14 protein-coding genes and 1 pseudogene are annotated in these 19,258 nt (G+C 70.8%); 6 read left to right on the top strand and 9 right to left on the bottom strand.

From position 1 onward, the window contains the following. Positions 1-319: 319 nt before the first annotated feature. Together ACGFI8_RS41175 and ACGFI8_RS41170 are read left to right on the top strand one after the other, a co-directional pair. Positions 320-2,986, top strand: a complete 2,667-nt coding sequence (locus tag ACGFI8_RS41175) for a BTAD domain-containing putative transcriptional regulator (protein WP_392813056.1) — start codon at positions 320-322, stop codon at positions 2,984-2,986. Between the two features lie 40 nt (positions 2,987-3,026). After that, positions 3,027-4,754, top strand: coding sequence for a copper resistance protein CopC (locus ACGFI8_RS41170; RefSeq protein WP_392813055.1), 1,728 nt, complete (start codon positions 3,027-3,029; stop codon positions 4,752-4,754). 34 nt (positions 4,755-4,788) lie between these two features. Here ACGFI8_RS41170 and ACGFI8_RS41165 read toward each other — a convergent pair whose 3' ends face one another. From ACGFI8_RS41165 to ACGFI8_RS41155, 3 genes are all read right to left on the bottom strand, one after another. After that, positions 4,789-7,647: an AAA family ATPase gene (locus ACGFI8_RS41165; RefSeq protein WP_392813053.1), complete on the bottom strand. Its 2,859-nt coding sequence runs from the start codon at positions 7,645-7,647 to the stop codon at positions 4,789-4,791. 211 nt (positions 7,648-7,858) lie between these two features. Further along, positions 7,859-8,101 (bottom strand): DUF5988 family protein, encoded by a 243-nt coding sequence (locus ACGFI8_RS41160; protein ID WP_392813052.1) that lies wholly within the window; start codon positions 8,099-8,101, stop codon positions 7,859-7,861. 113 nt (positions 8,102-8,214) lie between these two features. After that, positions 8,215-8,922, bottom strand: coding sequence for a YcnI family protein (locus ACGFI8_RS41155; protein ID WP_392813051.1), 708 nt, complete (start codon positions 8,920-8,922; stop codon positions 8,215-8,217). 226 nt (positions 8,923-9,148) lie between these two features. Here ACGFI8_RS41155 and ACGFI8_RS41150 point away from each other — a divergent pair, with 226 nt between their 5' ends. Both ACGFI8_RS41150 and ACGFI8_RS41145 read left to right on the top strand, forming a co-directional pair. Then, positions 9,149-9,997, top strand: coding sequence for a shikimate dehydrogenase (locus tag ACGFI8_RS41150; RefSeq protein ID WP_392813050.1), 849 nt, complete (start codon positions 9,149-9,151; stop codon positions 9,995-9,997). Positions 9,998-10,264: 267 nt separating this feature from the next. Beyond that, on the top strand, positions 10,265-10,672 hold the full coding sequence (locus ACGFI8_RS41145; RefSeq protein WP_392813049.1) for a nuclear transport factor 2 family protein: 408 nt from the start codon (positions 10,265-10,267) through the stop codon (positions 10,670-10,672). 214 nt (positions 10,673-10,886) lie between these two features. Here the strand turns inward: ACGFI8_RS41145 and ACGFI8_RS41140 are convergent, their stop codons facing one another. From ACGFI8_RS41140 to ACGFI8_RS41120, 5 genes are all read right to left on the bottom strand, one after another. Beyond that, entirely contained in the window at positions 10,887-11,441 is a 555-nt protein-coding gene (locus tag ACGFI8_RS41140) for a hypothetical protein (protein ID WP_392813047.1), read from the bottom strand. A 332-nt stretch (positions 11,442-11,773) separates the two neighbouring features. Next, positions 11,774-12,148 carry a hypothetical protein gene (locus ACGFI8_RS41135; protein ID WP_392813046.1) on the bottom strand — a complete coding sequence of 125 codons (375 nt, stop codon included), beginning with the start codon at positions 12,146-12,148 and terminating at the stop codon, positions 11,774-11,776. Between the two features lie 89 nt (positions 12,149-12,237). Continuing rightward, positions 12,238-12,384, bottom strand: a complete 147-nt coding sequence (locus tag ACGFI8_RS41130) for a hypothetical protein (protein ID WP_392813094.1) — start codon at positions 12,382-12,384, stop codon at positions 12,238-12,240. 294 nt (positions 12,385-12,678) lie between these two features. Beyond that, complete coding sequence (locus tag ACGFI8_RS41125) at positions 12,679-13,566, bottom strand: ABC transporter substrate-binding protein (RefSeq protein WP_392813045.1); 888 nt, start codon at positions 13,564-13,566, stop codon at positions 12,679-12,681. Positions 13,567-13,591: 25 nt separating this feature from the next. After that, positions 13,592-14,350: an SDR family oxidoreductase gene (locus tag ACGFI8_RS41120; protein WP_392813044.1), complete on the bottom strand. Its 759-nt coding sequence runs from the start codon at positions 14,348-14,350 to the stop codon at positions 13,592-13,594. A 1,178-nt stretch (positions 14,351-15,528) separates the two neighbouring features. Between ACGFI8_RS41120 and ACGFI8_RS41115 the strand changes: the two are divergent. Beyond that, positions 15,529-16,611: pseudogene (locus tag ACGFI8_RS41115) on the top strand (RNA-guided endonuclease InsQ/TnpB family protein); the annotation flags it as partial. A gap of 292 nt (positions 16,612-16,903) precedes the next feature. On the opposite strand, the gene ACGFI8_RS41110 reads toward ACGFI8_RS41115, so the two are convergent. Further along, on the bottom strand, positions 16,904-17,386 hold the full coding sequence (locus ACGFI8_RS41110; protein ID WP_392813042.1) for an SDR family NAD(P)-dependent oxidoreductase: 483 nt from the start codon (positions 17,384-17,386) through the stop codon (positions 16,904-16,906). A gap of 731 nt (positions 17,387-18,117) precedes the next feature. Here ACGFI8_RS41110 and ACGFI8_RS41105 point away from each other — a divergent pair. Continuing rightward, the gene (locus ACGFI8_RS41105) at positions 18,118-19,041 is read left to right on the top strand and encodes an NADP-dependent oxidoreductase (RefSeq protein WP_392813040.1); all 924 of its coding nucleotides are present in this window, start codon (positions 18,118-18,120) and stop codon (positions 19,039-19,041) included. Positions 19,042-19,258: the final 217 nt, after the last annotated feature.

Below are 19,258 nucleotides of genomic sequence, written 5' to 3'. Positions count from 1 at the left end.
CGACAACCAGCATGGGGGTGGGGTCGTATGGTCGGATCTGGATGTGTCGCAGGGTGCTCAGAGAGCGCTGCAGGTGCCGCGTATGTTGGCTTTTGTGCAGCTCGTTTACGCCAGGATCGGCCCGGTCCCCGGGTCTGCGTGCTGCAACACTCAACGTGTTCGCCGGGATGTCACGCGCACACGCCGCGACGCCGCCAGCATGTTCCTCTCTCGGTCCGTTTGACGCCCGGTGATCCTACCGTTCTCAGGTGGACGGGGCGCAATGCAATTTAATGTTCTCGGGCCGCTCGAGGTTGTTTCCGATAACTATTCGGTTCCGTTGGGAGGGGTCAACCAGCGCGCCACGCTCGGTGCGCTGCTGTTGCAAGCCAACAATGTCGTGGCAACGCGCCAATTGCTCAAGGCGCTGTGGCGCGACGATCCGCCGGCCACCGCGCGCAAGATGTTGCAGAACGCCGTCGCCGGACTCCGCGCGACGTTCGCGGCGCACGGCACCGACGCCCGACTGCTCACCTACACGCCCGGCTACCTGCTGCGCGTCGATCCCGACAGCGTCGACCTGCTCCGCTTCCAACGGCTGGTGGAGCGCGGCCGGGCCGCGATGGCAACCGGCGGGTGGGAAGCTGCAGTACAGGACCTTCGCGAGGCGCTCGCGCTGTGGCGGGGCCCCGCGCTCGCCGACCTGCTCGAGACCGGCCTTGCCTGGCCCCAGCTCGACGTGTTGCGCAACGCCCACCTGGCAGCGCTGGAGGACTACGTCGAGGTGCAGCTCGCCACCGGACAGCACTACGCGGTGATCGGCGAGATCGAGCAAGTGGTGGCGGAGATCGAGCCGCCGCGGGAACGGCTCTGCCGCCAACTCATGCTCGCGCTGTACCGCTGCGGACGGCAGGCCGACGCGCTGAGCGTCTACCGGCGCACCCGCACCGTGCTGGCCGAGAAGCTCGGCCTCGACCCCGGGCGGGAACTGCAGGAGCTGGAACGGGCGATCCTCTCGCACGACCCGGCGCTCACGTCGCCCGCCGCGGCCGAGGCGCCCACCGCGAACACCGTCCCGGTCGCGCCCGTGGCCGACGCCCCGCCCGAGCCGCGGCCCGTGGCACCGGGCCCCGTGCGCACCGAGCGCAAGCGCATCACCTTCCTGCAGATCGACGTGCCGTCGGCGGCACCGGGCCGCCATGACCCGCACGACGTCACCGAGGTGCTCGCGCCACTGACCGCGATGTTCCGGGCCGAGGTCGAGCGCCTCGGCGGCCGGGTTCAGGGCACGCCGGTGGTCGGCCCGCGCCTGCTGGCACTCTTCGGGGCGCCCCGCACCGGTGAGGACGACGCCGAGCGGGCCACGCGCGCGGCGCTGGCGATCCGCGACCGGCTACGGTTCGAGGCCGGCCCGGCGACGTCCGAGGCGCGCATCGCCGTCGCCACGGCCGAGACGCTGGTGACCTACCAGGGCGATCCCGGCGACGCAGCCGCGACGGAGGTCACCGGGAGCGCGCTGGACACCTGCCGGCAACTGCTGGCCGCCGCGTCGCCCGGCACGGTGCGGGTGTGCGCCGCGACCCTGACCGCCACCAGGCACGCGTTCGTGCACCGGCCGGTGCTCGGGCCGGCCGGGGGCGCCGAGCTCCTGGCGGTGCGCCAGGAGCCGTTGTCCACCGACTTCAGCGTGCCGTTCCTGGAACGCGACAACGAGCTGGAGATGCTGCACGGGCTGCTGAAGAACGTCCGCCGGCGGCGGCGCCCGCACCTGGTGACCGTGCTCGGCGATTCCGGCATCGGCAAGAGCCGCCTCGTCGAGGAGTTCGGGCGCCGGTCGCGTGAGCCGGTGCGCTGGCTGGTGGGCCAGGTGCCGCAGTTCGGCAGCGACGCCGGCTGGGCGGCGCTCGCCGAGGTGATCGGCCCGGACCCGGGCGGCCCCGGCACGGTCAAGGCACTGGAGGACGCCGCGGCCAAGGGTCCGCTGGTGATCGTCATCGAAGACCTGCACCGCGCCGACGACGCGCTGCTCTCCTTCGTGGAGGAGCTCGTTGAGCACGCCGCGCGGCTGCCGGTGCTGCTGATCACGACGGCCCGACCGGAATTGTTGGTGCGCCGTCCACAGTGGAGCGGCGGCAAGCGCAACGCCACGATGATCACCCTCGAACCGCTGTCCGGGGACGCAATCCGCGAGCTGCTGAAGGGGCTCGCCCTGCGCCACGGCATGTGCGGACGTCCGGCCGGCAGCGACGTATGGCGCGACCGGGCCCGTGACGAGGCGATGTACGAGGCGTTCCTCGCGTTGATCCGGTGTATCGGTGGCAACCCGCGGTTCGCCATCGAGTATTTCCGCATGTCGATCGGCGACGGGGACGAGACCGCGCGCCACTGCCCGAGCGTACGGGCCGACGGCGCGGGCGTTGTGGCGCCCGACGACCCGCTCGCGCTGCCGCAGTCGGTGCGCAGTGCGATTGCCGCCACCCTCGACATGCTCTCGCCGCTGGAGAAGGCTGTGTTGCAAGACGCCGCGGTGTTCGGCGAGACGGTCTGGGGTTCGGCCGTGGCGGCGCTGGGCCGCCGTGACGTCGAGACAGTCGAGCGGTGCATGGAGCGCCTGGAACGGCGCGACATCCTGTGCCGCGCCGGCCCGCGCGCGACGCCGGACGAATCCCGCTACGTCTTCCGGCACGTGCTGGTGCGCGACGTCGCCTACTCGCAACTGCCGCGCAGCACCCGGGTGGAGAAGCACCTGCGGGCCGCGCTGTGGATCGAGGGACAGGCCGCCGACGAGCACCCCGAGCTCCTCGGCTATCACTACAAAAACGCAATCAGCCTCGCCGTCGCGTCAGGCCATCCGACCGGCGAGCTCACCGACCGGGCGCACCAGGCGCTGGCCAAGGTGACCCGCGAGAACGCCGGCCGGCAGGCCGTGATGAGCGCCCGCGACCAGAACCACGACCCGCGCAAGCCGCGGCCGCCGACGGCGCGAGGTTACGCCGCCGCGGGCTGACGCATCCGCGCGCGGACCCGATTCCACAGGAGTCAAACGCATGCCGCGCAACGAGCTGGTCCGCAGGGTTGCCGCGTTGACGGGGCTGGTGGTCGCGCTGGGCGTGGCCCTGCTGGTGCCCGCGACGCCGGCCTCCGCGCACGCGGAGCTGCTGTCCATCACTCCGGGCAACGGCGCCCGGCTGGCCGCCGCGCCGACCGAGGTCCGGTTGCGGTTCAGCGAGAAGGTGTTTCTGCCGCCCGGCGGCATCCGGGTGCTGGGCACCGGCGGCAAGACGGTGACCACGGAGCCGGCGCACACCGAACCCGACCGCCCGCAGGAGGTCGTGCAGCCGATGCCGGCCGGGCTCGGCACCGGAACGTACACCGTGGACTGGCGCGTCGTGTCGGCCGATTCGCACCCGGTGCACGGCGGGTTCGTGTTCATGGTCGGCACCGGCGACCTCGCCGGGCTGCCGCAGACGGGCGCGCAGGCCGACGGGGTGACCGCGCTGTCGGTCGGATACGCCGCGATGCGCTGGCTCGGCTACGGTGCGCTCGCCCTCTGCGGTGGCGGCGCCTTCGTGCTGCTGCTGTGCTGGCCCACCGGCTGGAGCCGGCCGCGGGTGCGCCGCCTACTGCTGGCGGGCTGGGCCGCCGGTGTGCTCTCGGCCGTCGCGGTGCTGTTCCTACAGGGGGCGTACACGGCTGGCGCGAGCATTGGTGACGTCTTCGACCCGGAACTGCTGGCGAGCACCTTCGACACCGACTACGGCCCTTGGGTGTTGGCTCGGCTGGCGTTGCTGCTCGCCGGCGGCGCGGGACAACTCATGGCGGTGCGCACGGGCGGCGGCCGGCGGTGGGCGATCACCGCGGCCGTGGCGCTGGGCATCGGGCTCCCGGCCACCTGGATCGGCACCGGGCACGCCAACGCGGACCTCACCGTGCTCACCGCGGCGGTCAGCGTCGGGCACCTGGCCGCCGTGAGCGCGTGGCTGGGCGGGCTCATCTTCATGGTGTGCTGCCTCGCCGATCGCGCGACGCCGCTGCCGGCGGACGAGTTCGCCACGGCGATCGCCCGCTTCTCGCACGTTGCGACGGCGGCCGTGGCGCTGCTCGTCGTGACCGGCGTGGTGCGCGCCTGGACCGGCGTCGGCACGCTCGCCGCGCTGGTCGGCTCGACCTACGGCGAGCTGCTCACCTTCAAGGTCGCCCTGACCGGCGTGATGCTGTGGCTCGGGTCCCTGTCGCGGGCCGTGGTGCGGCGACGCTACGCCGTCGCGGCCGGCGCCGACGAACCGGCCCTTCAGCGCGTCTCGCGCACCGAGCGGGAGCGTGAGCAGTTCGACCGGCGGCAGTTGCGCTGGTCGATGGGCGGTGAGATCGCGATCGGTACCGTGGTGCTGGTGCTGGCCACGGTGCTCGTCGCGACGCCGCCCGGCGCGCACAACCACACCGTGCCCGACAGCGTGGTCGTTGAGTTGGCCCTGCGCGACGCGGGCCAGGCGCAGGTGACACTCGACCCACCGCAGGTCGGGCCCACGTCGCTGTGGGTGGTGATCCGCGACGGTCAGGGCCGGCCGTGGGACGTCCCGGAGGTCACGGCCACGATGAACCTGCCGGAACGCTCCCTCGGCCCGCTGACCGTCTCGCTGGTCAGGTCGGGCGCGGGCAGCTTCGCCTCGCGCGACCTGCAGCTGCCGATGACCGGCACGTGGCGGTTGGCGTTGAAGGTCCGCACGACCGACATCGACCAGCAGACCGTGAACACCGACGTGGCGGTCTTCTGATCGACGCCGCACCGCCCGGTGCGCCGGTGCCGGCTCAGCGCACGCTGCCGGTGCGGGACGCGCGCTGGGTCCGGGCGGTCTTGGCCCACAGCACCACCGGCAGCTCCTTGCGCCGCTTGACGTTGAGCTTGCGGTACACCCGGGTCAGGTGCTGCTCGACCGTGCTGGCCGTGATGTAGAGCTTGCTGGCGATCTCACGGTTGGTGTAGCCCATCACCGCCAGCGACGCGACGCGACGTTCCGAGCCGGTCAGCGACTCGATGCCGCGGGCCTCGTCAGGCGTCGGTGTCGCGGTAGCGACTTCGCCCGCCAGCGACAGCAGGTCGCGGTGCAGCGGTTCGGCGCCACACATGTCGGCCACGTGCAGCGCCTGGCGGAACAGCATGCGGGCGCGCCGCTTCTGGTCCAGCGCGTTGTAGGCGCGGCTCAGGTCGGCCAGCACCCGCGCCTGCTCGAACCGGTCGCCGTACAGCTCAAAGATGTCCAGCGCTTCGTTCAACAGTGGCAACCGCTTGCCGGGCGGGGTCGCGGCCGCGAGCGCCCGCAGCGAGGCGGCGCGGGCGCGGGCGCTGCCGGTGCCCTGCCGGCTCAGCTGGTCGAGCACGAGCGACCGGGCCTGTTCGGGGTTGCCGAGCAGCTGCCAGGCCTCAGCGGCGCCGGCCCGCCACGGCACAATGCCGGCCACGTCCATGTCCCAGGCGCGCATCAGCTCACCGCAGGCCAGGAAGTCGGCGAGGGCAGCGTGGTGCTGGTCGGTGGCGAGGTGGTACTGCCCGCGCGCGTGCAGGTACGGCAGTCCGTAGCGGCTGAGGAAGATGGCCTCGGGCGTCTCCAGCGACAGGTGGCGGGCCGCCCGCTCGTAGTCGCCGCTGCGGGTGGCAGCGAGCACCAGGCTGCCCAGCGGCAGGCCGATGGCCACGCCCCAGGACTTCGAGCGGATCCGGGTCGACGCGGTCTCCGCGTGCCGCATGGCGGCGGCCAGGTCGCCCTGCCGGACAGCGGCCTCCGCGCGGGCGGCCGACACCAGCGCGTGTGCCGTTGGCATCCGCTCGACGTCGAGCTTGTCCTCCAACCGGTCGCACCACTCCCGAGCGAGGTCGCACCAGTCCGCGTAGATCAGTGTGTACAAGGCCAGTGTCGCGGACTCCTCGGCCCACGGCGTGCTGCCGCGCAGCAGCAGGTTGCGCAGGGTCTGCTCGGCGTGCTCGACGGCGGTCTCGGCGCGGCCACGGGCCATGTGGTCGGCGAGCGTGGCGGCGCAGTGCAGCCACGGGTCGACGCCCAGGGCCGTCGCGATGCCCGGCCGGTGCGCGGGCGGGCCGGCCGGTCGCCGTCGGGCGAGCGGGGGGTAGCAACCCGCCAGCCACAGCTCCAGGTCGCGCAGGTCCTCCTGCGGTTCGTGGTCGGCGTCCCGGAGCCGGTCGAGCAGGTCGACGGCGTCACTGGTGCGGCCGTGCCACAGCAGCGCCTTCACCAGCCACAGCTGGTCGGCGCGGGCCAGCAGCCCCGAGCGGGCGGCACCGATCAGCGACGTCAGCTGCTGAGCGGCGACCGCCGGGTTCACTGCCGACTCGCACTGGGTCAACTGCGCGCGCACCGCGGCCCGCCGGCGTTCGTCGACCGGCGCGCGCAGCGCGAGCTGTAGGCACTTGGCCGCCAGTTCGGGGGAGTGGTCGAGCATCGCCTGGTCGGCGGCCTCCTGCAGCATCGGCGCCGCCCACGCCTGCGCCGGCCGGTCGGCGGCGATCAGCTGCCGCGCGGCGTCGAGCGCCGGTGCCCCGCTGTCGTACAGCAGCCGCGCGGCCCGCTGGCGGAGCTCGGCGCGCTCGGTGGGGGCGATGTGGTCGAGGACGGCCAGCCGGCCCGCCTGGTGATGGAACCAGCCGCCGGTGAGCAGCCCACCGTCGTTCATCGCGGCCGTGGCCTGCGCGACGGCGTCGGGGTCGGCGTCGACCAGTCGAGCCACCTCTTCGGGCGCCGCGCTGCGGCCCAGCACCGCGAGCCCACGCGCGACCGACAGGAACGTCGGGTCGCCGCGGCGCAGGCAGGCCAGCAGCACCAGGCCATAGCCGGATGGGCTCGGTTCGCCGAAATCGACGTGGTCGTCGACCAGCGCCTGCAGCAGTTGCGGGTTGCCGCCGCTGATCGAGGCGTAGGAGGGTGCCACGCGGGCCGCGTCGGTCGGGTCGAGCCGCTGGGCAAGCAGTTGCTGTACGCCGTGCGGCGACAGGGCGTTGAGCTGCATCCGGCGGGCGTGCGGCTGGCGCAGCAGCTCGGCGCGGAACGGCAGGTGTGGCGTGCGCCGGTCGATCGTGTCGGTCAGCACCAACATGATGCGTGTCGTGGCCACCCGGCGGCTGAGGTGCAGCAGATACTGCAGCGACGGCGTGTCGGCGTACCCCACGTCGTCGACGCCGATGAGCACCGGCGTATCCGCCGCCATGTCGGCTAGGGCGGTGGACAGGCCGTGGAAGACCTGAACCGGCGCGGCGGCGTCCGGTCCGGCTGCCGAGGTGCCGGTGGACAGCAGCCGGTCGATCTCGGCGGCGACCTCGTTCGGCAGTGCGACACTCCGCATGAGCTGGGCAACCATGCCTAGCGGCAGGCTACGCTCCTCAGGCGAGCAGGCGGCGCTCAGCAGCTGGAAGCCGGCGCGTCGGGCTCGGTCGCCGAGCGTGAGCAGGAGCTGGGTACGCCCGACGCCGGAAACCCCTTCGAGCAGCACCACCCCACCTCGCTCCGTGCGGCAGCGAGCCAGCAGCGACTCCAATTTCGCCAGCAGATCATCTCGTTCGACCAAAGCCACGACAGTTTTCTCCCCGGTTTGTAAGCTCGTGTCCGTTTCTTTGGCGCCCTTTTCTTGTTTCCATGGATTCCCGCTCGCGCGGACCATGATGTCGATTCAGGTCGATGTCGTCGCAGAGTCGGTCGGCGCGGCGTTGCTCCGGTCGCCAGCATGGCGGTGATACCCCCATCGGCCACCCATTGGGCACCCATTTGCCTGGTGGGCGGCCCGGTCGCGAGGCAGTGCCGACGATGGACGGCAAGCAGCCCGGGCCCGGTGGGACAACCACCGGACCCGGGCGCCCGGGGGAGAGTGAGGTCTATTCCGCGATTCTCGTGCGTTGCGTCCAGCGGAAGACGGTTCCCGGGCCGCCGTCCAGTTCGATACTTTCGTCGGTACGCTCGAAATGCTCGTAGCCGCCGTGGTGCTCGATCTTGATCTTCTCGCCGGCGGCCGGCTCGGGGTGCACCCGCAATTCCTCGGGGAAATCGCGGGGACCGCCTTCGAGTCGAACCACGCGGTCGCTCTGATCGGGCACATTCATGTGCATCTGTTCGGTCACTAGCGCACCTCCATTTTGTCTCGTCGCCGTCGAAGAACGATGGGCTTGCGCCGCGACATGACGAACGTTACGGTTGCCCGTTTCGTCGGTGACACCCCTCAGTGGCCCCTGTTTTAGGCGGCGGCGGTGCTGGCGCGACGGTAGGCGAGCAGGCCGATGCCCAGCCCGGCGAGGCCGACGAACAGGCCGGCGACCGCCAGCCCGACCGCCGTGCCGTTGCTACCGGGCGCCGCGGCCGGGGTGTGGCCGATGATGTCGGCCCTCGCGGCGACCGCGTGCGAGCCGTCGGTCAGGGTCAGTACCGGCGCCGGGTGCTCGGGGTGCGCCTCGCCGGGGGTCGGCTCCTCGATCCAGCGCACGACGGTGCCGTCCGAGTAGGTCTGCAGCGCCTTGAATACGATCTTGTCAGTGTCGGGCAGCGAGCCCAGGGCCAGCTGGAACTGCTGGAACTCGCCGGCCTTGATGCCGCCGCCGGCCTCGGCCGTCCAGGTCACCTTGGTGACTGTCTCGTTCACGTCGCCGTCGTCGGTCTTGATCGGCGTCGCCAGCTTGGTCGTCGTCGTGGTCGCCGTCCAGCCGACGACCGGCCGCGTGGAGACCGACCCGATCGGGGCGTCAGCCGGCAGGCTGAGTTCGACTTTGACGGTGGTCGCGGCGTCCTGTTCGTTGGGCACCTGGAACGACACCGTCGCGTCACCGCCGCGTGACGCGGTGACGGGGTTGATCGTCACGTGCGCGGATGCGGAGGCCGCGAACCCGAGCACGGCCACCGCCGTAGCGGCGAGCACGACCGCCGCGCGCGTCAGTTGTAAACGGCACATACGGCACCCGATTCCTTTCTTGACGGAGGCAGGAGATACATCACCGGCCGGCAAGTACGGGTGGACCAGCACGGGATATTCGTCATAACATTCGCTGCGGACTCGGCCGGTGTACGTCTGAAACCGTATCCACGCCCCCGATTGGCAACAACCCGTAACTGACCCCGATAACTACCTTGTTCGATCGGCGCGGTCGTTTCTGCCAAACTCCGACGGAGCGTGATACGTGTCCGGACACCTGATCGGTCTTGTCGGCGCGGACCTGTCGACGTCGCTCAGCGCGGCCCTGTTCGAGGCAGAGGCCGACGCGCTCGGCCTGCGGCTGGTCTACCGGCTGCTCGACACCGACCGGCTGGGCGAGCACGCCGACCTCGGTGCCCTTGTGCGCATGGCGTGGTTCATGGGCTTCACCGGGCTCGACGTCACATACCCCTGCAAACGGTCCCTCATCCCGCACCTCGACGGGCTCGACGCCGACGCCACCGCGCTCGACGCCGTCAACATGGTGTCCTACCGCGACGGGCGCAGCACCGGCCACAACACCGACGGGCACGGCTTCGCCACGGCCGTGCGCGCGGCATTGCCCGGTGCGACCCTGGACCGGGTGGTGCTGCTCGGCGCCGGCGGCGCAGGCTCGGCGGTGGCCCACGCGCTGCTCGCGATGGGCGTCGCGCACCTCGTCGTGGTCGACGTCGACACCGCTCGCGCCGCCGGCCTGGTGACCTGGCTCGCCGGCGTCTTCCCGCGCGCCCGGGTCGAGGCCAGCGGCGATCCCGCCGAGGCGATGACGGGTGCCCCGGTCGACGGCCTCGTCAACGCCACCCCCATCGGTATGCAGGGACACCCAGGTGCGCCGCTGCCGCTCGACCTCCTGACGCCGCGGCTGTGGGTGGTCGACGTGATCTACCGGCCGTTCGAGACGGTCCTGCTGGGCCACGCCCGGACGCTGGGCTGCCGAACGGCGAACGGCGGCGGCATGCTCGTCCACCAGGCCGCTGCCGGGTTCCGCCTGCTGACCGGGCACACGCCCGACGCCGCCCGCATGACGGCCCATTTCCGTGCCGTCACCCGATGACCGTCGCCAGCGCCTTGTCCCCTCAGGGCGAGTTGTATCTGGTCAGCGCGGCGCGCCGAGGTGGCGCATCAACCTACTCGCAGCGCTCGCTCGGATCGTGGCCTGTCGCCAAACGGTGATGTGGCGTTTGCGGATGGTGTGGTCGGGAATCTGCGCGGATACCGGTTACCGAGGCGCGGCTTGAGCGGGAACGGCATAGCCGGCAGACCTCACCGTCGTCGGTGCCGACGTGCCGGCTCACACCAACACAGGAAGTACCGTGATCATATGGCCACCGAAATGCCGGAATCGAACGGAAGCACCCGGCTCGCCTACATTCTCGGTGTCCCACTGGACGATGACGTCGTCCGTCAGTGGCCACAGATGGGAGAGGTGGTACGGACCAACCGCCGCGTTGCGGAGGTCGAGGGAAACTTCCCGGAACTCACGCTGGAGGTCGGCCGGCGCCACCGCCTCGGCGACGTCGTCGTCGTGGAGTGGACCTGCAACTACGGCGACGGCCGGCTCTACCGCAACGTGAGCATCGGCGAACTGCGCGACGGAAAGGCGGTCCGGGTCACCGACTACTGGGGCGAACCAACGGAAACCCCGCAGTGGCGGGTTCCGCTGACCGCCCGCCTGGACATGCCACCCGATGGCATCTGGAAGGACGCCGAACACCTCCGCCATTACTGAAGTCGGATACTCATGTCTCAACGAAGACTGAGATGATCTCAACGAAGTAGGTAGCGGTGCTCGAAAAGTGAGCACGAGCGCCGCTTTCGCGAGGTCGCCGATTCTGGATGGGCTGGCGGTGACGTGTTGCAGGGCGCGGAACCTGTCCGGGCTCGCCGGCTCAGTGATGTCTATGCCGACCTTGCGCAGCCCCGATCGGCCGGCGGGGCCGCCGTCAGGGGCGCCAGCCCGGGAGGTGCCGCGCGGGCTCGGCCGGCCCGTGGTCGTCGGGGCCGGTCTCCCGGGCGGTCTCCAGGCTGGTGGAGCGGGTGCGGGCGTACCAGGTCAGCGTGGCGAAGACGACCAGGCCGATGAACAGCGTGTTGGCGCCCCAGACGAGCGTGCTGGTCACATCGGCGCGCGGCCGGTCGGCCCGCTGGAAGTTCGAGCAGGGGTGCCAGCGCGAGTAGTGCACGGCGGTGGCGTCGCCAACCACGACCCGGCGGTCGGCCGGGAACAGCATGGCGGTGGTCTCGCAGCGGGTGCCGTCGGGCAGGACGAAGACCGAGGTGTACCGCCACGGCGGGAGCCCGGTCGGATAGGCGTCGTCGGTGATCGTAACCAGCCCGCTGGTCGGGCCGGGCGGGAACTGGTCGACCTGCTGGACGTTCGCGACGGCCTCGCCGCCGTGGGCGTCCTCCCACGTTTGCCACAGGGCCACCCCGAACGCGGCCGTCATGAACGTGGTGCAGATGCCGACGAACCAGCGCAAGCCCCGCAACGACCGCATGCTGCCTCCCCCGCAGATGGTCACTACGAGGTGTACACCACCGTCGCCACCCGCCGATAGCATGCCGATCGGAGTACGGGACCCGGAGTACCCGCCCGCGACAGCCTCTTGACCAACGTCTCTGTGCTGCCGGATCGCCGACCACAGCGGACGAGCGTCGTTCCTCGGTGAACCTCGCGTACTGGACCGGGGAGGCGGGTAACCCGGCGGCCGCCCGCGGGGTCTGCCGAGGCCGTGCGGACCGACGGAACGCCTCGACGCGCTCCGCGCGGACGTCCACGGTGGAGGTCGGGGCCGCCGCGGTCGTTCGACGGCGGCCCCGACCGAATCGGTCAGGAGAACACGATCCGGTTCCAGCTCGTCCCGCAAACCCGCACGATGGCGCGCTGCACGACGCTGCCATTGATAGTCTTGAGTACCCACAGGGTCGTGATCTGGTTCGTCACGACCGTGCCCGGGATGCCAGCCGAACCGGCGTAGACCCGGTTCACCCAGACGTCGACCCGGTTCCGCGGTGTGCGCTGCAGGTGGAGCACCATGCCGTTGACGCGGCTCTGCAGCACGAAGTACGACTGCTGCGGTATCCACGTCGAGTCGACACACCCGGCCGGTGCCGCCACGGCCGGCGCGCTCGTCGCGGCCAGCCCACCGGCGGTCGCGAGCGCCAGCGCCCCCGCCAGCACCATGGCCCGCAAGCGTTTCGTCATCTCGCTTCTCCCTTGTCCGCCGCGCCCAGTGCGCGGCGCTTGTATTGGCGCACAGGCCGCTGCAGGTGGTCCACCGATCCGGCCTGCCGTCACCGGGGCGGGAGATCGATTCGGTCTGTTCGGTCCTGCGCCGGAGCGATACGGCCAGCCGATTCCGGGTCGTGGCCGACCGTGCCGCTCCGGCCACTGGCCGCCGACAGGTCGCCGAGCGAGGCGCCGAGCGGCCGGGTGAGCACGTACGCGATCCAGAAGGTCAGCACCTGTCCGGCGCCGAGGTGGTAGGCGAAGAAGGTAGCCAGGATCAGGCCACCGAAGATCAGCGCGCCGTTGCGGAAGCCCAGGTTGAGCGCCTCGGTAGCCAGTCACCGGCGGCGGTGTCGAGCGCGAACGTGGTCAGGATCGCGCCCCAGTAGAAAGCCTCGCGGCGGGGCGTGTCGATCGAGAGTCCGCCGGCCTTCCCACGGGGGGATGGTGCGATCGGCGCCGCGGGACCCGGACGCGCGTGCGCCGGCCCCGCGCGGCGTACGCGGCTATGCCGCGGGGCCCTCGGCTGGTTCCGTGCGGTAGATGTCGGCTGCGTCGGGGACCGTGGACATGCCCAGTTCCTTCGCCATGCTCGACACCGCTTGGGCCGCGACGGACGGATCGTGGCGGCCGTCGATGGTGAAGTACGGTGCGATGTAGCGTTCGTAATGCTGGCGGGCCTGCGTCTCGCTGAGGCTCGGGATGAGGGCGTTGACGTACCGGACGGCGAGATCCGGCTCGTCGCGGATCGTGCGCAGGGCCCGGCGGTTGGCCCGCACGAGGGCCAGCACCGCCGGATCGTCTGGCGCTAGGTGGGTGGGGTCCACGGCGACGCCTACCGTGGGGATCCTGAAGTGGTCCCCGACGAAGGCCAACAGCCGCAGGCCGTTCTCCTGGGCCGTGACCTCGGGCGCCAGGGTGCTGCCGACGAACGCCGCGTCCAGGGAGCCCTCGGCGAGCCGGCGGAGGTGGCCGCTGTAGTCGCCCGGTGCCATGACGACCGGCTGGACGTCACGGTCTGGATCGAGCCCGAGCGTCCTGAGCACGATACGGCAGAACCACCCGGGCGCGGTCTGCGGCGGGTGGATGCCGATCCTGCGGCCCTTCAGCTGCCCGGCCGACGTATAGGCGTCGCGGGCGAGCAGCCAGAACAGCGGCCGGTCGGTGTTGACGCACAGAACCGTCCACGGGATGCCGTCGGTCAGGCGCAACAGCACCGCCCGGCCTAGCCCGATCGTGGCAGTCCGCCGGAGCCGTTCGCGGTCCCAGGCACGTCCGTCGCGCAGGGCGACGTGGACGCCCTCCTGCTCGTAGTAGTTCTGCTGGTCAGCGACGTAAGCGACCAGTTCCTCGTGGATTCCCCGCTCGACGAAGGTCAGGTCGATGATGTGCACTGGGAGGACTCCGTTCCGGGGTGCGTCAGTCCATGACCAGTCCGCCGTTGACCGGCGCGGTCGTGCCCGTGATGAATCCGCTGTCGTCACCCGCGTAGTAGGCGACGGCCCGGGCCACGTCGTCGGGGGAGGCGATGCGGCCCAGTACCGTCTGGGCCGCCATGCGCTGCTGCTGTTCCTGATCGAGGGTGGCATGGAGGAGACCACCCACCGGCCCCGGGGCCACGACGTTGACGGTGATCCCGCGAGGCCCCAGCTCCTGCGCGACGAAGCGGGCGAACGAGCTCAGGGCCGCCTTCGCGGTACCGAGCGCGATCATGCCCTCATCCGGCCGCCGGCTCAACACGGCACCGAGGTAGACGATTCGTCCGTATCCGCGCGTGGTCATACCGGGGACAACGGCCTTCGTCACCAGGAAGGCCGCTCGCATCTCCTGTTCCACCTTGCTGCCCAGTTCGTCGACCGAGATCTCCTCGAACGACTTGATGGCGTACGGGATCAGGGCGCTGTGGACCAGGACCTCCACCTCGCCCATGGCGGCCCGGACCTGCTCGACCATGCCGAGCACGGCGGACCCGTCGCGCACGTCGGCCTGCACGGCCATCGCCCGGCCGCCGGCGGACCCGATCGACGCGACCACATCGTCCGCCTCGTCGCGGCTGCTGCGGTAGTTGACGACGACCCGCATGCCCCGCGATGCCAGCAACCGGGCCACAGCCGCGCCGATCCCCCTGCTCGCGCCCGTGATGAGGGCGACCCTGCCGCCCTGCTGAACGTTCGTCATGCCGGCCTCCGGGGAGTTTTGGACGTGCCCGGCGCAGAGGACCGGTCACCCGGCCCGGACGTCCCGCCGTGGGGGACCAGCGCCCCGCGCAGCACCACGTCGACGGTCCCGCGCAGCAGGTCGACGGTCTCGCGCAGCAGGTCGGCGCGCTCCGGTCGAGTGCGAGCGGCGGTTCTGAGGTGAGCAGCCGATTCTGGGCGCCGCGCGTGATGACGCTGAGTAGCTCGGGCGGGGCGCTCAGCGCGCTGAGCCGATGGCCGGTCTGGGGGAGGTCGTCGATCCGCCGGTACATCACCGCTTCGGCACGATCGGCCACGACGCGCTGATGGCCCAGGTGGCCCGGCGAGTGGTGGACCGGTCGGTATAGGCCACCGGCACGCCGTCGCCGCGACAACGCGATACACCTCGCGGTACAGCCCGCACAGCGTCTCCGCACCCAACCCCGGTTGCCATCGTGGCGGACGCTTGTCGTAGCCGAAGTCTGTACCACCGGTGCCGGCGGTTACCGGCCCCGCCGAGACATCGGCCTCGACATCGGCCGACACAGACCTTGCCTCGCGGCGGTCGGCGCCTTCCTCGGTGAAGGCCTGCACAAGCTTCTGGCGGGCCACCCGGGCACGCTCGGCCCGGGTGGCGATGGTGACCTCCTCCTGGGCCTGCCGCAGCACCTCCAGCCACGACTCCAGTTCCTCCTGTGCCCGCGCCTCACGCTGCTCGAGCAGACCGATCACCGACGGCATCGCACCCTCACCTTCCAGAGTCGACAACAACCGCCCGCTGTCTGCCCGACACATCCGCGATCATGCCCCGAACGCGAACGAACCCCTGCTCACCGAGCAGGGGAACGCCGATCACCAGTTGATGGGCCAGCCGGCCCGAGCCGGGCCGAGTCATGACACTGGTGCGCCGCCGTCCGCGACCACGAGGTCGGTTCGGTACACCTCGGCCGCACGGAATCCGGCGGTGACGCCCAGCTCGGCTGCGACCGTGTTGATAGCGGCGTCGCCGATCTTGAGGTCGGCCTGGCCGTCATCAGATCCCTTCCGTGGATACCCCGGCCTTCAGGCCGGGAGGAAACGGAACCCCTGCGGAGCAGGGCAGAGATAGCCGATTCGCCGCCAGGGCGGATCGGCGTCCACCGGCGTGTCACCGCAAGGTTCACAAATAGAACGGCCAAGATGTGTGGCATGTCCAGGACGGTGAAGCGGGCGTTCAAGTACCGCTGCTACCCGACCGACGTGCAGGCCGCTGAGCTGGCCCGGACGTTCGGGTGTGTCCGGAAGGTCTACAACCTGGCATTGGCCGCCCGTACCGAGGCGTGGACGCTGCGGCAGGAGCGGGTCGGCTACAACGCCACCTCGGCGATGCTGACCGCGTGGAAGCAGACCGAGGAACTCGCGTTCCTCAACGACGTCTCCTCCGTGCCGTTGCAGCAAGCCCTGCGGCACCTGCAAGCCGGGTTCACGAACTTCTTCGCCGGCCGGGCCTGCTACCCCAGGTTCAAGTCGAAGAAGAAGTCCCGGAAGTCGGCGGAATACACCACCAGCGTGTTCCGCTACCGCGACGGCAGGCTCACCCTGGCGAAGATGGCCGGGCCGCTGGACATCGTGTGGTCCCGGCCCCTGCCGGAGGGTGCGTCGCCGTCGACGGTGACCGTGTCGCAGGACGCGGCCGGGCGCTGGTTCGTGTCCCTGCTCTGCGACGACGTGATCCCCGACGCCCCGGCAGCGGCTGCTGCGGTCGGGGTCGATGCCGGGCTGGACAGTCTGCTCACCCTCTCCACCGGGGAGAAGATCCCCAACCTGCGGCACGAGCGCGCCGACCGGGTACGGCTGGTCCGCGCGCAGCGGAACCTGGCCCGCAAGGAGAAGGACTCCAACAACCGGGCGAAGGCCCGGGTCAAGGTCGCCCGCGTCCATGCCCGGATCGCCGACCGGCGCCGTGACCATCTGCACAAGCTGAGCACTCGGCTCGTTCGTGAAAATCAAACGATCGTGATCGAGGACCTGACCGTCCGCAACATGGTCCGCAACCACACCCTGGCCCGTGCCATCTCGGACGCGGCGTGGCGGCAGTTCCGCACCATGCTGGAGTACAAGGCCACCTGGTACGGCCGTGAGGTGATCGCGGTCGACCGCTGGTACCCGTCCTCCAAACTCTGCTCGGCCTGCGGCGCGCTGGCCGAGCAACTGCCGCTGAACGTGCGGTCGTGGACGTGCCGGTGCGGCACCGTTCACGACCGGGATGTGAACGCGGCACGCAACATTTTGGCCGCCGGGCTGGCGGTGTCGGCCTGTGGAGCTGGTGTAAGACCTCAACGGGAGTCCTCCCGGACGGGGCGGTCGGCGGTGAAGCAGGAAACCCCTGGGGTGACTCAGGGAATCCCCTCCCTTTTAGGGAGGGGAGGATGTCAAGAAGCCGCTCTCGTCGCCCTTGCTTGTGTAGAAGGCGACGACCTGAGCCACGTCCTCCGGCCGGCGATCCGCCCCAGCGGGGTCGCCGCGACCAATCGGGCCCTGACCTGCGGGGACACCTTCCCGGCGACTTCGGTTTCTACCACGCCCGGGGAGGCCACATTTGACGGTGATGCCGAAGGGGCCCAGCTCCTGGGCCACGTAGCGGGTGAACTTGCACCAGCGCTGCCTTGGACGAGCCGAGCGCGATCGTCTCCGCCCGCGGCTGCCGAGCCAGGCCGGTCGCGATGTGAACGATCCGGCCGTAGCCCTGGTCGATCATTGCCGGTGCGACGGCCTTGGTGAGCGTGAAGGCGGCCAGCCTCTCGTCGTGGAGCTTGCCGCCGAATTCCTCCCAGGTCATGTCCTGGAAGGACTTGATGGGAAACGGGATTCTGACAGTGTTGACCAGCACCTCGATCGCACCCCACTGCGCGGACACCGCCTTGACCAACTCGTCTACCTCGCGGGGGTCGCGCACATCGGCCCGCGACGCTATGGCCTCGCCGCCGGCGGCGCGGATCGCCTCGACCGCCGCGTCCGCGTCCGCGTCGCTGGACCGATAGTTCACCACCACCCGCATGCCCCCCGAGCTGAGATGCGGGCTCGTCCGGTCCTACTCCCGATGGTCAGCCTGGATCTTGGCGCCGAGGTGCTCCTGGCCGCGGACCGGCCCGGCCCGTGGTGGCTGCTGCTCGGCAGCCACCGCCGCATCATCCCGACCTGGAGCATGCGGTCCGCTGGTCGTCGAGCGCGACCCGCACCACCGCGGCGATGTTGTTGCTCGCGGCCGGTTTCGGCACTGGCGTCGCAGCGTGCACCTCACCGTGCGGCGCACGCCGGAGGTGATCGCCGCACTGCTGCTGGCCGCCCGCGACCACACCGGCCGCCTGCCGCGGCGGTCGGCCGGGTGGCACGTAGCAGACACGGTCCGGTGGTCACGGCGCTTGATCCCCGGAGTTGTCGTCGCGGTGGTTTTGGCTCACGGGCCAGGGGGAAGAGGGTGGGGCATGCGCCGGTACGGGACGCGGCCTGGCGTCGGGTGGTTGCTGAGGCGTGGCTGCAGCACCGACGGGTTTCGATCACTGCGCTAACGGCGGGGAAGGAACCAGCCCGGCACGCACGACCCGAGGGTGAGGCCCTGCGGGGGCAGGCACCCTTCAGCTCGGTCACGTCCCGGCGGCGACAGGCCAGTCCTGTGTTCGGAGTGCCGCCGGGGGCGGACAGGGCATCGGAAGGCGTCGGCTCGCGGACTGACCAGCTACGTGCCTGGGGTCGCGCCAGAACGTGAACCCGTCCCAGAGGGGAACCTATGTGCAAGCCATCACCGTAGGAGACCGTGCCGCCGGCGCCGCCGGGCTCACGCTGTCCGACATCCCGTACCCCCACGCGTCCGAAAACGACGTGATTGTGCGCGTCCACGCGGCTGGGTTCACCCCGGGGGAACTGGACTGGCCGGGCACGTGGACCGACCGTGCCGGCCGTGACCGAACCCCGAGCGTACCCGGACACGAGCTGTCGGGTGTTGTCACCGAGTTGGGTTTCGGCACCACCGGCTTGACCGTGGGCCAGCGGGTGTTCGGAATGGCTGACTGGACCCGCGACGGATCGCTGGCTGAGTACACCGCAGTGGAAGCGCGCAACCTCGCCCCCCTCCCGGCGGACATTGACTTCACCGTGGCCGCCGCCGTGCCCATCTCGGGGCTGACCGCCTGGCAGGGCCTGTTCGACCATGCAGAGCTAAAGACCGGCCAGACCGTCCTGATCCACGGCGCCGTGGGCGGCGTCGGCTCAATCGCGGTGCAACTGGCCCATGAACTGGGCGCCCACGTGATCGGCACCGGTCGTGCCGCGGACCGGGAGGCTGCACTTGGGCTGGGTGCGGACGCGTTCGTGGACCTGCAGGCCGACCGGCTGGAGGAGGTCGGCGAGGTCGACGTGGTGTTCGATGCAATCGGGGGCGAGGTCCTCGAACGCTCGGCCCCGCTGGTGCGCGCTGGCGGAACGCTGGTCACGATCGTCGGCCCGCCGAAGGTGCGGCCTGCTGACGGCCGTTCGATCTTCTTTGTCGTCGAGCCGGACCGGTTCCGGCTGGCGGATCTCGCCGAGGGGGTGCGGTCCGGGCGGCTGAAGCCGATCATCGGGGCCGTGCGGCCGCTCGCAGAGGTGCCGTCCGCGTTCGCGCCCGACCGCAGGGTGCCCGGCAAGATGATCATCCGGGTCGCGGAAGGCGGATAGCCGATCGGCCACCGGGCTGGTCCGGGCGGCCTGCCCTGACATGTGAAGCCTGGGGGAGACCGGACTGTGTGGACGCTCACCTGCGGAAGCACAAGAGAGCCGGCGACGGGAATCGAACCCGCATGGTCAGTTTGGAAGGCTGACGTCCTACCGTTGAACGAGCGCTACACCGCGCGGGAACGTCTGCGCGGAGGGCAACGCCCGGCGCGGCATCGCC

The organism is Dactylosporangium sp. NPDC048998, assembly GCF_043197855.1.
GTDB lineage: Bacteria > Actinomycetota > Actinomycetes > Mycobacteriales > Micromonosporaceae > Dactylosporangium.
This window is presented reverse-complemented; position numbering and strand designations above follow the sequence as displayed.

Excerpts from the sequence above, each read along its gene's own strand:
- ACGFI8_RS41170 (WP_392813055.1), top strand. The coding sequence starts at position 3,027 with ATGCCGCGCAACGAGCTGGTCCGCAGGGTTGCCGCGTTGACGGGGCTG.
- ACGFI8_RS41135 (WP_392813046.1), bottom strand. The coding sequence starts at position 12,148 with ATGACGAAACGCTTGCGGGCCATGGTGCTGGCGGGGGCGCTGGCGCTC.
- ACGFI8_RS41110 (WP_392813042.1), bottom strand. The coding sequence starts at position 17,386 with ATGCGGGTGGTGGTGAACTATCGGTCCAGCGACGCGGACGCGGACGCG.
- ACGFI8_RS41155 (WP_392813051.1), bottom strand. The coding sequence starts at position 8,922 with ATGTGCCGTTTACAACTGACGCGCGCGGCGGTCGTGCTCGCCGCTACG.
- ACGFI8_RS41145 (WP_392813049.1), top strand. The coding sequence starts at position 10,265 with ATGGCCACCGAAATGCCGGAATCGAACGGAAGCACCCGGCTCGCCTAC.
- ACGFI8_RS41120 (WP_392813044.1), bottom strand. The coding sequence starts at position 14,350 with ATGACGAACGTTCAGCAGGGCGGCAGGGTCGCCCTCATCACGGGCGCG.
- ACGFI8_RS41165 (WP_392813053.1), bottom strand. The coding sequence starts at position 7,647 with ATGGTCCGCGCGAGCGGGAATCCATGGAAACAAGAAAAGGGCGCCAAA.
- ACGFI8_RS41140 (WP_392813047.1), bottom strand. The coding sequence starts at position 11,441 with ATGCGGTCGTTGCGGGGCTTGCGCTGGTTCGTCGGCATCTGCACCACG.